Source organism: Wolbachia endosymbiont (group B) of Parapoynx stratiotata, assembly GCF_947250635.1.
In the GTDB taxonomy this organism is placed as follows: domain Bacteria; phylum Pseudomonadota; class Alphaproteobacteria; order Rickettsiales; family Anaplasmataceae; genus Wolbachia.
Window position 1 is genome coordinate 1,217,058 of record NZ_OX366335.1, and the last position, 12,345, is coordinate 1,229,402.

The 12,345-nt window shown below is 33.6% G+C and carries 23 protein-coding genes and 2 tRNA genes; all 25 read right to left on the reverse strand.

Annotated features, from left to right (window positions below):
• Positions 1-37 precede the first annotated feature (37 nt).
• The 25 genes from OOT12_RS05570 to OOT12_RS05690 all read right to left on the reverse strand — a co-directional run bounded on the left by OOT12_RS05570 (position 38) and on the right by OOT12_RS05690 (position 12,294).
• Positions 38-679 carry an adenylate kinase family protein gene (locus OOT12_RS05570; protein ID WP_264374634.1) on the reverse strand — a complete coding sequence of 214 codons (642 nt, stop codon included), beginning with the start codon at positions 677-679 and terminating at the stop codon, positions 38-40.
• A complete protein-coding gene (gene secY, locus OOT12_RS05575; RefSeq protein ID WP_010404717.1) occupies positions 676-2,004 on the reverse strand; it encodes a preprotein translocase subunit SecY in 1,329 nt (442 codons plus the stop codon). The genes OOT12_RS05570 and secY overlap by 4 nt, the downstream gene beginning before the upstream one ends.
• 3 nt (positions 2,005-2,007) lie before the next feature.
• Positions 2,008-2,478, reverse strand: a complete 471-nt coding sequence (gene rplO / locus OOT12_RS05580) for a 50S ribosomal protein L15 (protein WP_006012263.1) — start codon at positions 2,476-2,478, stop codon at positions 2,008-2,010.
• A 3-nt stretch (positions 2,479-2,481) separates the two neighbouring features.
• Positions 2,482-2,994, reverse strand: a complete 513-nt coding sequence (gene rpsE / locus OOT12_RS05585; protein WP_010404712.1) for a 30S ribosomal protein S5 — start codon at positions 2,992-2,994, stop codon at positions 2,482-2,484.
• A 12-nt stretch (positions 2,995-3,006) separates the two neighbouring features.
• On the reverse strand, positions 3,007-3,378 hold the full coding sequence (rplR, locus tag OOT12_RS05590) for a 50S ribosomal protein L18 (protein ID WP_264374633.1): 372 nt from the start codon (positions 3,376-3,378) through the stop codon (positions 3,007-3,009).
• Between the two features lie 5 nt (positions 3,379-3,383).
• Complete coding sequence (gene rplF / locus OOT12_RS05595) at positions 3,384-3,929, reverse strand: 50S ribosomal protein L6 (protein ID WP_264374632.1); 546 nt, start codon at positions 3,927-3,929, stop codon at positions 3,384-3,386.
• A 16-nt stretch (positions 3,930-3,945) separates the two neighbouring features.
• On the reverse strand, positions 3,946-4,341 hold the full coding sequence (rpsH, locus tag OOT12_RS05600) for a 30S ribosomal protein S8 (protein WP_264374631.1): 396 nt from the start codon (positions 4,339-4,341) through the stop codon (positions 3,946-3,948).
• 22 nt (positions 4,342-4,363) lie between these two features.
• Positions 4,364-4,672, reverse strand: coding sequence for a 30S ribosomal protein S14 (gene rpsN / locus OOT12_RS05605; protein WP_264374630.1), 309 nt, complete (start codon positions 4,670-4,672; stop codon positions 4,364-4,366).
• A 12-nt stretch (positions 4,673-4,684) separates the two neighbouring features.
• Positions 4,685-5,221: a 50S ribosomal protein L5 gene (rplE, locus tag OOT12_RS05610; RefSeq protein ID WP_264374629.1), complete on the reverse strand. Its 537-nt coding sequence runs from the start codon at positions 5,219-5,221 to the stop codon at positions 4,685-4,687.
• A 6-nt stretch (positions 5,222-5,227) separates the two neighbouring features.
• Positions 5,228-5,545 (reverse strand): 50S ribosomal protein L24, encoded by a 318-nt coding sequence (gene rplX / locus OOT12_RS05615; protein ID WP_010404700.1) that lies wholly within the window; start codon positions 5,543-5,545, stop codon positions 5,228-5,230.
• Positions 5,545-5,904: a 50S ribosomal protein L14 gene (rplN, locus tag OOT12_RS05620; RefSeq protein WP_007302542.1), complete on the reverse strand. Its 360-nt coding sequence runs from the start codon at positions 5,902-5,904 to the stop codon at positions 5,545-5,547. The genes rplX and rplN overlap by 1 nt, the downstream gene beginning before the upstream one ends.
• An 18-nt stretch (positions 5,905-5,922) precedes the next feature.
• Positions 5,923-6,153 carry a 30S ribosomal protein S17 gene (rpsQ, locus tag OOT12_RS05625; protein WP_264374628.1) on the reverse strand — a complete coding sequence of 77 codons (231 nt, stop codon included), beginning with the start codon at positions 6,151-6,153 and terminating at the stop codon, positions 5,923-5,925.
• A complete protein-coding gene (gene rpmC / locus OOT12_RS05630) occupies positions 6,146-6,349 on the reverse strand; it encodes a 50S ribosomal protein L29 (RefSeq protein WP_264374627.1) in 204 nt (67 codons plus the stop codon). The genes rpsQ and rpmC overlap by 8 nt, the downstream gene beginning before the upstream one ends.
• A gap of 11 nt (positions 6,350-6,360) precedes the next feature.
• On the reverse strand, positions 6,361-6,774 hold the full coding sequence (gene rplP / locus OOT12_RS05635; protein WP_006012233.1) for a 50S ribosomal protein L16: 414 nt from the start codon (positions 6,772-6,774) through the stop codon (positions 6,361-6,363).
• A gap of 11 nt (positions 6,775-6,785) precedes the next feature.
• On the reverse strand, positions 6,786-7,406 hold the full coding sequence (gene rpsC / locus OOT12_RS05640; protein WP_264374626.1) for a 30S ribosomal protein S3: 621 nt from the start codon (positions 7,404-7,406) through the stop codon (positions 6,786-6,788).
• A gap of 39 nt (positions 7,407-7,445) precedes the next feature.
• The gene (gene rplV / locus OOT12_RS05645) at positions 7,446-7,796 is read right to left on the reverse strand and encodes a 50S ribosomal protein L22 (protein ID WP_264374625.1); all 351 of its coding nucleotides are present in this window, start codon (positions 7,794-7,796) and stop codon (positions 7,446-7,448) included.
• 9 nt (positions 7,797-7,805) lie between these two features.
• A complete protein-coding gene (rpsS, locus tag OOT12_RS05650; protein WP_264374624.1) occupies positions 7,806-8,090 on the reverse strand; it encodes a 30S ribosomal protein S19 in 285 nt (94 codons plus the stop codon).
• A 3-nt stretch (positions 8,091-8,093) separates the two neighbouring features.
• Positions 8,094-8,918: a 50S ribosomal protein L2 gene (rplB, locus tag OOT12_RS05655; RefSeq protein ID WP_264374623.1), complete on the reverse strand. Its 825-nt coding sequence runs from the start codon at positions 8,916-8,918 to the stop codon at positions 8,094-8,096.
• Position 8,919: 1 nt separating this feature from the next.
• Complete coding sequence (locus OOT12_RS05660) at positions 8,920-9,207, reverse strand: 50S ribosomal protein L23 (protein WP_264374622.1); 288 nt, start codon at positions 9,205-9,207, stop codon at positions 8,920-8,922.
• The gene (gene rplD / locus OOT12_RS05665) at positions 9,204-9,818 is read right to left on the reverse strand and encodes a 50S ribosomal protein L4 (RefSeq protein WP_264685250.1); all 615 of its coding nucleotides are present in this window, start codon (positions 9,816-9,818) and stop codon (positions 9,204-9,206) included. The genes OOT12_RS05660 and rplD overlap by 4 nt, the downstream gene beginning before the upstream one ends.
• Positions 9,819-9,820: 2 nt before the next feature.
• On the reverse strand, positions 9,821-10,543 hold the full coding sequence (gene rplC, locus OOT12_RS05670) for a 50S ribosomal protein L3 (protein WP_264376497.1): 723 nt from the start codon (positions 10,541-10,543) through the stop codon (positions 9,821-9,823).
• Between the two features lie 9 nt (positions 10,544-10,552).
• A complete protein-coding gene (gene rpsJ / locus OOT12_RS05675) occupies positions 10,553-10,873 on the reverse strand; it encodes a 30S ribosomal protein S10 (protein ID WP_264374809.1) in 321 nt (106 codons plus the stop codon).
• A 14-nt stretch (positions 10,874-10,887) separates the two neighbouring features.
• On the reverse strand, positions 10,888-12,060 hold the full coding sequence (gene tuf / locus OOT12_RS05680; protein ID WP_264374619.1) for an elongation factor Tu: 1,173 nt from the start codon (positions 12,058-12,060) through the stop codon (positions 10,888-10,890).
• A gap of 77 nt (positions 12,061-12,137) precedes the next feature.
• Positions 12,138-12,208: transfer RNA gene (locus OOT12_RS05685), tRNA-Gly, on the reverse strand.
• A gap of 4 nt (positions 12,209-12,212) precedes the next feature.
• Positions 12,213-12,294: transfer RNA gene (locus OOT12_RS05690), tRNA-Tyr, on the reverse strand.
• Positions 12,295-12,345: the final 51 nt, after the last annotated feature.

Below are 12,345 nucleotides of genomic sequence, written 5' to 3' on the forward strand. Positions count from 1 at the left end.
TAATAACTCTTAATTTATACCATAAAACAACTTATAGTCAAATCAAATTACAAGAAATTTTACTTTCAATCTCTTGCATTACTCTATCAACACTCAAATTAGCGTTAATTGTTAACAACTTGCCCTTATAATACTCGCGCAAACCCTTTATCTGAGAATGATATTCTCTTATCCTCTTATTAATTGCAAGCATATTAGCATCATCAATTCTCTTCTCCAATCTCGTACTTTTACATTTAGCACAAGTAGTATTCTTAAAAGAAGATATACTATATATACTTTTACAATCCAAACAAGTAAGACGATCTTTTAATCTATCAATTGCAATATTATCGTCAAGCTGCAACTCAATTACAAGATCAACATCCCTATTGCATCTTTTTTGCAAAACTTGAGTTAAAAAATGAGCTTGATTTAAATTTCTTGGAAAACCATCTAACAAAAAATCACCATCTATTAATGCAAGCTGGTCACACAATAATTTACATATAACTTCATCTTGAATTAAATTACCAGATTCAACAGTATCCTTTATTCCTTTACCTAATTTACTCCCACTAGATATAATATTCCTTAATAAATCTCCTACTGAAACTAATTTAAAATTATACTTTGCTATTAACAAACTGGACTGAGTACCCTTACCAGAGCCAGGAGGACCAAAAATTGTAATAATCACTTTAGTCTCCTTGTTTTAGACTCATATTTCTTTATCCAACTATCGTACCTATTTGAAAAAACATAAGATTGTACTTGCATAATAGTATCAGTAATAACGTTAACTATAATCAGCAAGCTCGTCCCACCAAAAATAAATGGTATATCATAATGATACCTCATAATTTCAGGTATAGTACATATTACCACCAAATACGCAGACCCAATAAATGTTAATTTAAAAACTATATCTTGAAGATAATCAGAAGTATGTTTTCCAGGGCCTCTACCAGGAATAAAACCACCATTTTTCCTAAGAAAATCAGCATTTTCCTCTGGATTAAATATAAAATTGGTATAGAAAAAATTAAAAAGTACTATGAGTATTAAGTAAGTTATAATGTACATCACTTTATTTGCCATAAAGTAGTTTAAAATAAAATCAGCAATGGCATGACCTTTATAGAAATTTGCAATTGAAATAGGCGTTAATAGAATTGCGTTAGCAAAAATAGTTGGTATTACACCAGATAAATTGATCTTCAATGGAATGTAAGTAAAATCATCATTATGTAATTTTTTAAACTGTTTTTTGGGATATTGAACAATTACCTTTCTATAAGAAGATTCTGTAAAAATGACTAAAAGGAGCAGTAAAAAAAACAATGCTATAACAAAAAGGGTAATGAAAAACGACATACTACCATTTTTATTTAATGTTAGCAGAGATGATAAAGCATTATGTAATTCAGATGTTATGCCAGTAAAAATGATTAATGAGATACCATTGCCTATACCGCTCACACTGATCCGCTCACCAAGCCATATTAAAAATATAGTTCCACCTAAAAGGCTAAAGACACCTATAGTACGAAACATAATACCAGGTTCAACTACAACTAATACCCCTTCCCTATTCATTCTTTCTAACCCTATTAAGATCGTAATTGATTGAAAGATACAAAACACTATAGTCATATAGCGTATATAAGAGTTCATCTTTCGACGTCCTAACTCTCCTTCATTTTTAATTTCATTGATTCCTTTAACGGCAGAAGATAATAATTGCATAACTATGGATGCAACTATGTATGGCATAACGTTTAACGCCAAGATCGTCATTCTAGCTAAAGCGCCACCAGAAAATAAATTAAATACTCCAAAAACACCAGAACTCTCTTTTGGAAATATATCATTGATTATATCAAGATTAACTCCAGGAATAGGAACATAAGTGCCTAAACGATAACAAACTAAAGCCATTAGCGTAAAAAATATACGCTTTAGTAAATCACTTTTATATAACAACGTAGAATCCAAACTATTAAATGCAAATTTACTGCTCATGATTTACGATAGTATTTCTACACTACCACCAACTGAAGCTACAGATCTTTTTGCAGCTTCTGATGCAAAATCAACATGAAACACAAATTTTTCGCTTAATTTACCCTTATTAAGAAGTTTGATTTTACTTTTAACAGATCTGATAAAACCTAATTTATGCAGTAGCTCCTTATCTATGATAGAATCCTTGACTATTTTTTTAGCTTCCATTAAGCACTGTACATCACCAACATTAAATATAGAGTATAAGTTTTTGCGTATAGGCTTAAAACCTCTTTTAGGTAAACGAGTATATATAGACTGCTGTCCACCTTCAAAACCATTTATAGAAACGCCACTTCTCGCTTTTTGCCCTTTATGACCCCTACCGGATGTTTTACCTTTACCACAACCAATACCTCTACCTAATAATTTAGGCTTCTTTTTCTTAGATAATTTGGTAAACACAGAATTTAATTTTACAGCATCATTCATACTTTACCTATTTCCAACTATCTCACTAATCTTTTTACCCCTCTTACCTGCCACTTGGCGAGGAGATAACATAACATCAAAAGCCTTAAATACTGCACATATAATATTATGGGGATCATTTGATCTAGTAGACTTAGCTACCACATCCTTTATACCTAATACCTCAAAAACCGACCTCATTGCTCCACCAGCAATAATACCTGTTCCAGTTCTTGCAGCTCTTAAAACTATCTCACCAGAACAAAATTTAGCTTTAATATCATGATGTAAAGTTCTACCTTCACGTAAGTACACCCTAATCATCGACTTCTTTGCAGCATTTACAGCTTTCACTCTTGCTTCAGCAACCTCTGCGTGTTTACCTATTCCACATCCTACCCTACCCTTACCATCACCAACAACAACCAAAGTTGAAAATGAAAATCTTCTACCACCTTTAGTAACCGTTGTTACCCTTCGCACTGAAACCAAAAGTTCTGATAAATCATTATTATTTTGTAAATTCTTTACAGCCATATTTAAAACCTTCTAAAATTTAAATCCAGAGCTTCTTAAAGCCTCAGCAAATTGAGAAATCAATCCTGTATACTTATATGCTCCCCGATCAAAGACGAACCGCTGCTGCAATTTTGTACTAGGCAGACGCTCAATCACTAAAGAAGAAACCTGTTTTATAGTTTCAGCATTGACCCTACCTTTACATACATTCCTAATTTTATCATCCAAAGTAGAAGCAGAAGCTAGGGTTATTCCTTTTGCATCGTTAATCAACTGAACGTAAAAATGTTTATTAGACTTAAATACGGATATACGTAAACGTCCAGAGCTCTTATCGAGCTTCGCTCTATTACGAAGTTTCCTTTTTTCATAGCTACTTAAAAAATTATACAATCTTTTCATTTTAATTACTTCTTTTTATTTACAATCTTACGCAGCATAAATTTGCCTTTTATTACAATACCCTTACCTTTATAAGGATCATATTTTCTAATTTTGCATATATCAGAAGCCACCATATAGACTTTTTGCTTATCCATACCGCGAATCACTAAATGAGTTGGCTTTATACACTTAATCTCAACGTCTTTAGGCACTTTATACTTAATATTATGACTATAACCAAGATATAAAGTCAAATACTTATCATCACATTCTGCTTTATACCCCACACCATTAATCTCAAGATCAACAGAAAAATCATTAACCATACCGTTAATCATGTTATTAATATTACTTCTATAAGTGCCCCATATAGATTTTATTTTATCATAATCATCCCTGCCTTGATCAACAGAAAGTAACAATTGATTATCAACTATCTGACACAGAATGCCACTACACAAGTTCAGCTCTTTTTCTGCCCTAACACTTCTTATTAATACCCTACCATCATTATATTCAACTGAAAGATCAGCAGGAATATTGATAGGTGCGGCACCTATACGAGACATACATTTCTCCTATCATTTAAAATACACGACACAAAACTTCTCCACCAACTTTTAATCTACGTGCATTATAATCGGTCATCACTCCTTTCGGTGTAGATATAATAAAAATTCCAAGACCATTATATGCTTTAGAAATGTCCTTACACTTAGAATAATAACGACAACCGGGCTTTGATACCCTAGCTATATCATTAATCACAGGTGATTTATCATAATACTTCAACTGCACAACAAGCGAAGGGATACTACCTCTCTCTTGCTTTTCATAATTAAGAATATACCCTTCCTCTTTTAAGATCTTCAATATAGAAGAATTCACTTTAGAGAATAGGACTCTTGTTTCCCTATGCATTGCCAATTGAGCATTACGTATTCTTGTTAAAAAATCACCAATACCATCAGATAACGACACTATTACACTCCTTATATCACATTTACCAACTAGATTTTGTAACCCCTGGAACTTGTCCAAAAGAACACAAATCACGTAAAACAATCCTACATAAACCAAATTTTCTATATACTCCTCTCGGCCTACCAGTTAAAGCGCATCTATTCCTAATTCTGATTTTAGAAGAATCTCTAGGCAATTTTTTAATCAGCTTACTTTGAGCTGCAAACCTTTTTGCAATAGATAAATCCTTATTATTCATTATAGATTTTAATTCTTCCCTTCTCTTACTATACTGATCGCATAACTTTATTCTACGAAGATTCTTCTGTATCATGGATTTTTTTGCCATATATATTTTCTCTCAATTATCAAAAAAAGGGAATTTAAGAGCCAGTAATAATTCCTTTGCTTCCTTATCACTAACTGCACTTGTTATAATATTAATATCCATACCTCTAATTTTACTTATTTTATCATAGTCTATTTCTAAAAATGATATATGCTCCTTGATACCAAGGGAAAAATTACCATGACCATCAAATTGCTTCACACTAAACCCTCTAAAATCTTTTTCCCTTGGCAAAGCAATATATATTAATCTTTCTAAGAATTCATACATTTTATTTCTACGCAAAGTCACTTTACAACCTACAGTTGCACCTTTTCTAATTTTGAAACCAGAAATAGATTTTTTCGCAAAGGTTAACACAGGCTTTTGCCCAGCAATCAAATGTAGATTATCAAATGGCTCATTTATCGCTTTATTGTCCGTAGCAGCATCTCCAACGCCCATATTGATACACACCTTGACAAGTTTAGGCACTTGCATTACATTGCCGTAATTAAACTTATCCTTTAAGGATTTTACTATATTATCTTTATACAATTGTTTAAACATATCAACCTAATCTATCACTTCTCCAGAAACTTTTGCAAAACGCACTTTTCTACCATCTATAATCTTAAATCCTACTTTAGTTGGAGTTTTACACTTAGGATCCAATATTGCAACATTGGATACATCAATAGCTAACTCTTTATTCAATATACCACCACCACTACCAGCTCTTGGTTTAGTATGTCTCTTACACACATTTACGCCAGAAACAACTACTTTCTTTTTAGCATCACGTATTATAACTTTGATTACCTTACCAATTTTTCTCTTATCTTTACCAGTTAAAACTATAATATCATCACCACTTTTTATTTTAGCACTCATTATAAAACCTCATCAGCTAATGACATTATTTTCATAAAAGAACCAGATAATAACTTTTTTACTGGACCAAACACCCGAGTGCCAAGTGGTTCACCTTGATCATTAATTAAAACCACAGCATTGCTAGAAAAACGAATTACAGAACCATCAGATTTCTTAACACTATTTTTTACTCTAACAACAACTGCTTTATACACTTTTCCTTTTTCAACTTTACCTTTTGGGTTAATGGACTTAGTAGATATAATAATCGTATCACCTACAGATGCAGATTTCCTACCACCTAACAAGCCAATACAAAGCACTGCACGCGCACCAGAATTATCAGCTACTTCTAACAATGTATTTTTTTGAATCATATAAATACCTATTCCTTTTTAGCTATTGATAACAACCCATTTTTTAGTAACAGAAATAGGCTTATGTTCCTTTATTAAAACCCTATCTCCCTTTTTGCAACTATTATTCTCATCATGTGCTGTATACTTCTTGTATTTTTTAATAACTTTTTTATACAGCCTATCCTTATACACTTGTAACACCGAAACCTTTACAGTCTTATCAGACTCAGCATTAGTTACGACACCACAAAAAACCTTCTTAGGCATTTTTCCCCTCTCTCTTTCTTCTATTTAATACAGTTAGACTACGAGCTATGCTCTTTCTTATTAAGCTAAAACGCGAAAAATTGTTGCACTGGCCCAGCTTTTTTTGAAAAGCCAAATTAACAAATTCTTTCCTAAAACTCACAAGAACTTCATGCAATTCTTTTGAAGATTTTGATTCAATTTCAACTATATCCATTGCAACTCCATTCAATTATGATTAGATATAAATTTACACTTCATAGGAAGCTTGGCAGTCGCCTTTTCAAGTGCCAACCTTGCTAAATGCATGGGAACATCACTGCTAATTTCAAACAAAACCCTGCCAGGCTTAGCTTTAAACACCCAAAATTCAACACTACCTTTCCCTTTACCCATACGTACATCTGCCGGCTTTTTACTAACCGGGGTATCAGGAAAAATTCTTATCCACACTTTACCAGAGCGTTTTAACGTTCTAGATATTACGCGCCTTGCAGTTTCAATATGCTTAGACTGAACCTTACCTACTTCCATAGCTTTTAATCCATAATCTCCAAAAGACAGCGTGCTACCACCCTTAGCATTACCCTTGATTCTCCCCTTAAATACCTTTTTATATTTACTCTTTTTGGGAACAAACATTTCAATATACCTTAACTACCAACATAAACCCAAACTTTAACTCCTATAATACCACATATAGTCTTCGCTTCACAAAAAGCATAATCTATATTAGCACGCAAAGTGTGTAAAGGCAAACGACCTTCTTTGTACCATTCAGTACGAGCTATTTCAGCTCCGCCAAGACGCCCAGAGCAACTTACTTTAATACCCTCAGCACCCATCTTCAAACAATTTTGAATAGCTTTTTTCATCGCTCTTCTACATGAAATCCTTTTTTCTAGCTGATGTGTAATACTCCTTGATATTAAAACTGCATCTATTTCAGACTTTTTAACTCCTACTACATTCACTTCGACACTACTTTCTACTTTTTTAGCTATTTTTTGCTTTATCTTCTCAACATCTAAACCTTTCTTACCTATTATAACTCCAGGCTTAGAAGAATGTATTATTACAGACACTAAATTAACTTTACGCTCTACAATTACTTTAGAAATACCAGCATGCTTAAAGGATTCATTTATATAACTGCGAATAAATAGATCGTGATGCAATTTCTGTTTATAATCGTCTGTAGCAAACCAAACAGAATCCCAGGTATTACTATTTACTCGTAATCTAAATACTTTAGGATTAACCTTCTGTCCCATATTTTTACACTTTCCCTATTAACTTTCCATTTCTATAAATCATACAATTTCTTTCAATTTTATAGTAATATTACTATAAAATTTACTCATTCTATTAGCCCTACCCATAGCTTTTGGATATACTCTACGCAAAGTAAGGGACTTACCTATTAAAATTTCCTTTATATATAAATTATCAATGTTCAATCCATAATTATTTTGAGCATTAGCAATTGCAGAATTCAACACCTTCATTATAAAACTAGCAGCTTTTTTTTCACAAAATCTTAATTGTACATTAGCAAAAGAAACTTTTTTATTACGTACTAAATCAGCAACCAAATTCAATTTGCGAGGAGTCGATCTTAAAACCCTAGAACCAGCCTCAACTATTATATCCCTATTTTTCATATCAATTACCTATCTTCTTGTTGCCTTTTTATCACCACCGTGCCCAGTAAATTTACGAGTAGGTGAAAATTCACCAAATTTATGACCTATCATATTCTGATTATCAACACTAACAGGAATGTAATCTTTACCATTATAAACAGCAAACTTTAAACCCAAACAATTAGGAAGAATTACAGAAGCCCTGGAATGAATTTTTATCACCTTATTAATAGAACCCTCTTTTGAAGCCCTCTGAACTAATCTTAGTACAGATGAATGTAAAAAAGGTGGTTTCCATACAGATCTACTCATAAATTAACCTTTCAATTTTTTTATATACTTATCACTAGATTTATTTTTTTTCCTAGTTTTCTTTCCTTTTGTTGCAACACCCCAAGGAGTAACAGGATGACGACCGCCAGAAGTTTTTCCCTCTCCACCTCCATGAGGGTGATCAATCGGATTCATTGCAACTCCACGCACAGCAGGTCTAATTCCAAGCCACCTACTTCTCCCAGCCTTACCCAGCTTTCTATTCTTATGATCAAGATTAGACACTACACCAATAGTAGCTTTACAAGAAGATAAAATCAACCTAACTTGACCAGATCTAAGCCGCAATAAAACATATTGACCATCACGACCAACAATTTGCGCACAACAACCCGCAGCTCTAGCAATTACAGCACCACCACCTGGCTTCAATTCAACGTTATGAACAAAAGAACCAACAGGTATATATTTCAACAACAAACAATTACCTGGCAGAATATCAGCATCATCTCCAGCTGTCACAACATCACCAGGCTTCATACCTTGAGGAGCTAATATATAAGATTTAATATCATCTTCCTTATATGATATTAATGCTAAAAACCCACTTCTATTTGGATCATACTCTATTTTCTCAACTATACCTTGATCACTTCTGTTACGTTTAAAATCTATAACTCTATACTTCTTCTTGTGACCACCACCCCTGTGACGAGTTGTAATTCTACCATGATTATTTCTTCCACCACTGGATTTCTTACCAAATACAAGAGACTTCTCCGGCTTATCTTTTGATAAACCAATTTTACTTATTAATATAGTCCCACGAGAAGACGGAGTAACAGGATTAAAAAATTTCATACCCATATTAAACGCTCATTATATCTAATTTTTGACCATCTATCAAAGAAAAATAAACCTTTTTTCTCTGTTTTTTACAACCAATCACACCCCTGAAACGTCTACATTTAGGTTTAACTCTAATAACATTTATAGAAGAAGTTCTGACATTAAATAAAGACTCTATTGCCGATTTTATTTGACGCTTATTTACATTTACAAAAACATACAAAGAGTATTTATTAAACTTCTCTCTTAAAAGAGAAGCCTTTTCTGTGATTACAGGAGATTTTATTATATTATTATATTTAATCATAACAATCTACCTTCAAGATGCTTTAAAGTGTCTTTTGTTAACATCACGCATTCATGATTCAATATATCAAAAACATTTAACCCAATAGGTTTGATTAAATCTACATAATGCAAATTTTTAGCAGCACGTAACAAATCATCTCCATAATCACCAACTATTAAAAAAGAAGAAAATTTAAAATTTTTAATATATTCACACATTTTAGATGTTTTCTTCACATCAACATTTAAACTATCAAGAACAATAACTTGATTATTTAAATATTTTAGAGATAAAGCAATTTTCAAACCAAATTTACGTAGTTTTTTATTAAGAGAATAAGCATGACTCCTCACAACAGGACCAAAAATAATTCCACCACCTCTAAACTGAGGAGATCGCAAGCTCCCCTGTCTAGCCCTACCGGTACGTTTTTGACCATACGGCTTAGCTGTTGTACCAGAAACATTACTGATACCCTTTGTTTTATGAGCACCAACTCTTCTCTTTGCTAATTGCCATCTCACTATATCATGCAAAATACTCAATTTTTGCTTGGCAGAAAATATCAAGGGATTAAGCTCAACACTACCTACATTATTATTAGATAGATCAACTAATTCACATTCCATAACTAACTCACCAAATTATTAGCATCATCACTCATATTCAACAGCAGACCTGCTGGAAAAGGAACATCTTTATGTAAAGGCTTTTTAACTGCATCTCTCACAAAAACATAAGAGTTTTTAAACCCAGGAACATTATTACCCTTTACAGCAATTATGCTATTTTCATAATCAATGGATAATATTTTCATATTCTGTACAGTTACTCTGCTATTACCTAAATGACCAGCCATTTTCTTCCCCTTGAATACTCTACCAGGATCTTGACATTGACCAGTAGAACCTTGTGATCTATGAGCAATAGAAACGCCATGAGATGCCCTAAGCCCACTGAAGTTATGCCGCTTCATCACACCAGCAAACCCTTTACCTAAAGAATAACCCGTAATGTCAAGATATTGACCAACTACAAAATGATTAACCCCCACCTTTTTACCACATTCTATTCCGAATAGATCAGTTAATCTACTTTCGTATAATTTACATTTACTATTTATACCCTTTTTCTTTAAATATTCCAACTGAGGTTTTGCTATTTTTTTTAAATCCCCCGTGCCTAAAATGACTGAATTGTAGCCACATTCATCTTGTCCTTTTATATCGATAATATAAGTTTCGCTGAGATGCAATAAGGTTACAGCCATGCGACTATTATCAGAATATATAGCAGTATGACCAATATTCGTCATTAACAAACCAAGTCTCCTCAGCAAATTTATTCTCTTCATTTCCCGCTCCTAAACCTTCACTTTCTTGACTTTTAAATCCACTTCTACACCAGCAGAAAAAGACAAACCTGTAAGCACCTGCATCATAGTAGGAGTAAGATCATGCAAGACAATTAAACGCTTAGAAATTCTCATTTCAAACTGTTCACGAGATTTTTTATCAACGTGAGGAGATCTATTAACAATAAATTTAGAATCTTTTCTTGGCAACGCAATCGGACCAGATAAATCTGCATTAAACTGCTTTAATTGATCAATAAACTCGCGAATACACTTTTCCAGCAAGGAACAATCGAAAGCTTTGATTTTAATATATATATCTTGCTTCATCTTAGTTATTATACTCATTCTAAAATTTCCGAAACAACGCCAGAACCAACAGTTCTACCACCTTCTCTTATCGCAAAACGTAATCCTTTATCCATTGCTATTGGTACTTTCAACTCCACTTCTATACTTACATTGTCCCCTGGCATTACCATCTCCTTTCCATCTAGCAATTTTATGCTCCCAGTTACATCCGTTGTCCTTAAATAAAACTGTGGCTGATAATTTCCAAAAAATGGTGTATGCCTTCCTCCTTCTTCTTTCTTCAATATATACACCTCCGCATTAAATTTCTTATGCGGGGTTATTGTCCCTGGTTTTGCCAATACTTGCCCTCTCTCCACTTCTTCTCTCTTTGTTCCTCTTAGTAGTATTCCTACATTGAGTCCTGCACTTCCCTTATCTAGCAACTTCTTAAACATCTCAACACCAGTACATATCGTCTTTTGCGTCGCTTTCAGACCTATTATCTCTATCTCATCCCCTGTCTTTATCTCCCCCTTCTCTATTCTTCCTGTTACTACCGTTCCTCGGCCCGATATTGAAAATACATCTTCTATTGGCAATAAAAACGGCAAATCTATAGGCCTTTCAGGTGCTACCACATACTCATCTAACTTCTCCATCAATTTATCTATTGATTTCTTTCCATACTCACTACTATCATCCTCTAATGCTTTTAACGCAGACCCAACTATCACAGGCACTTCATCACCTGGAAATTTATACTTACTCAGCAACTCTCTCACTTCCATTTCCACCAAATCTATCATATCAGCATCAGCAACATCAGCTTTATTTATATATACCACGATATATCCAACACCCACCTGTTTTGCCAGCAATATATGCTCTCTCGTTTGTGGCATCGGCCCATCAACCCCTGAGACTACCAATATCGCTGCATCCATCTGTGCTGCACCTACTATCATATTCTTTACATAATCAGCATGTCCAGGGCAATCAACGTGTGCATAGTGTCTCTTTTCTGTTTGATATTCAACATGCGCTGTTGCTATTGTTATACCTCTCTTTCTTTCTTCTGGCGCTTTATCTATTTGATCATATGCTACAAAATTACCATAATGCTTTGTTATCGCCGCTGTTAACGTTGTCTTCCCATGATCCACATGTCCTATCGTTCCCACGTTTACATGCGGCTTTCCAAATGCTTCTACTATCGCTGTCATAATTTTAACTCTTCTACCTAAAATACAAATACATCAATAAATAATATGTTGATTTTATATAAATACAACAAAAAAAGAGCGGGTAGTGGGAATCGAACCCACGTCACTAGCTTGGAAGGCTAGAGCTCTACCATTGAGCTATACCCGCACAATGGAGGAGGTAGGATTCGAACCTACGTACGCAATGCGGACAGATTTACAGTCTGTTACCTTTAACCACTCGGTCACTCCTCCACAAAAATCTGTTAAGAGAACACTACCTTAACTTAAGTTTTATTATTCCTA

Excerpts from the sequence above, each read along its gene's own strand:
- rplV (WP_264374625.1), bottom strand. The coding sequence starts at position 7,796 with ATGAAAAATAGGGATATAATAGTTGAGGCTGGTTCTAGGGTTTTAAGA.
- rpsC (WP_264374626.1), bottom strand. The coding sequence starts at position 7,406 with ATGGGACAGAAGGTTAATCCTAAAGTATTTAGATTACGAGTAAATAGT.
- rplF (WP_264374632.1), bottom strand. The coding sequence starts at position 3,929 with ATGTCTCGTATAGGTGCCGCACCTATCAATATTCCTGCTGATCTTTCA.
- rplX (WP_010404700.1), bottom strand. The coding sequence starts at position 5,545 with ATGAGTGCTAAAATAAAAAGTGGTGATGATATTATAGTTTTAACTGGT.
- rplN (WP_007302542.1), bottom strand. The coding sequence starts at position 5,904 with ATGATTCAAAAAAATACATTGTTAGAAGTAGCTGATAATTCTGGTGCG.
- rplB (WP_264374623.1), bottom strand. The coding sequence starts at position 8,918 with ATGGGTATGAAATTTTTTAATCCTGTTACTCCGTCTTCTCGTGGGACT.
- rpsQ (WP_264374628.1), bottom strand. The coding sequence starts at position 6,153 with ATGCCTAAGAAGGTTTTTTGTGGTGTCGTAACTAATGCTGAGTCTGAT.
- rpsE (WP_010404712.1), bottom strand. The coding sequence starts at position 2,994 with ATGGCTGTAAAGAATTTACAAAATAATAATGATTTATCAGAACTTTTG.
- rplD (WP_264685250.1), bottom strand. The coding sequence starts at position 9,818 with ATGGAATGTGAATTAGTTGATCTATCTAATAATAATGTAGGTAGTGTT.
- rplP (WP_006012233.1), bottom strand. The coding sequence starts at position 6,774 with ATGTTTGTTCCCAAAAAGAGTAAATATAAAAAGGTATTTAAGGGGAGA.
- rplC (WP_264376497.1), bottom strand. The coding sequence starts at position 10,543 with ATGAAGAGAATAAATTTGCTGAGGAGACTTGGTTTGTTAATGACGAAT.
- rpsJ (WP_264374809.1), bottom strand. The coding sequence starts at position 10,873 with ATGAAGCAAGATATATATATTAAAATCAAAGCTTTCGATTGTTCCTTG.
- secY (WP_010404717.1), bottom strand. The coding sequence starts at position 2,004 with ATGAGCAGTAAATTTGCATTTAATAGTTTGGATTCTACGTTGTTATAT.
- rpmC (WP_264374627.1), bottom strand. The coding sequence starts at position 6,349 with ATGGATATAGTTGAAATTGAATCAAAATCTTCAAAAGAATTGCATGAA.
- rplO (WP_006012263.1), bottom strand. The coding sequence starts at position 2,478 with ATGAATGATGCTGTAAAATTAAATTCTGTGTTTACCAAATTATCTAAG.
- rplE (WP_264374629.1), bottom strand. The coding sequence starts at position 5,221 with ATGTTTAAACAATTGTATAAAGATAATATAGTAAAATCCTTAAAGGAT.
- rpsN (WP_264374630.1), bottom strand. The coding sequence starts at position 4,672 with ATGGCAAAAAAATCCATGATACAGAAGAATCTTCGTAGAATAAAGTTA.
- tuf (WP_264374619.1), bottom strand. The coding sequence starts at position 12,060 with ATGACAGCGATAGTAGAAGCATTTGGAAAGCCGCATGTAAACGTGGGA.
- rplR (WP_264374633.1), bottom strand. The coding sequence starts at position 3,378 with ATGAAAAGATTGTATAATTTTTTAAGTAGCTATGAAAAAAGGAAACTT.
- OOT12_RS05660 (WP_264374622.1), bottom strand. The coding sequence starts at position 9,207 with ATGATTAAATATAATAATATAATAAAATCTCCTGTAATCACAGAAAAG.
- rpsS (WP_264374624.1), bottom strand. The coding sequence starts at position 8,090 with ATGAGTAGATCTGTATGGAAACCACCTTTTTTACATTCATCTGTACTA.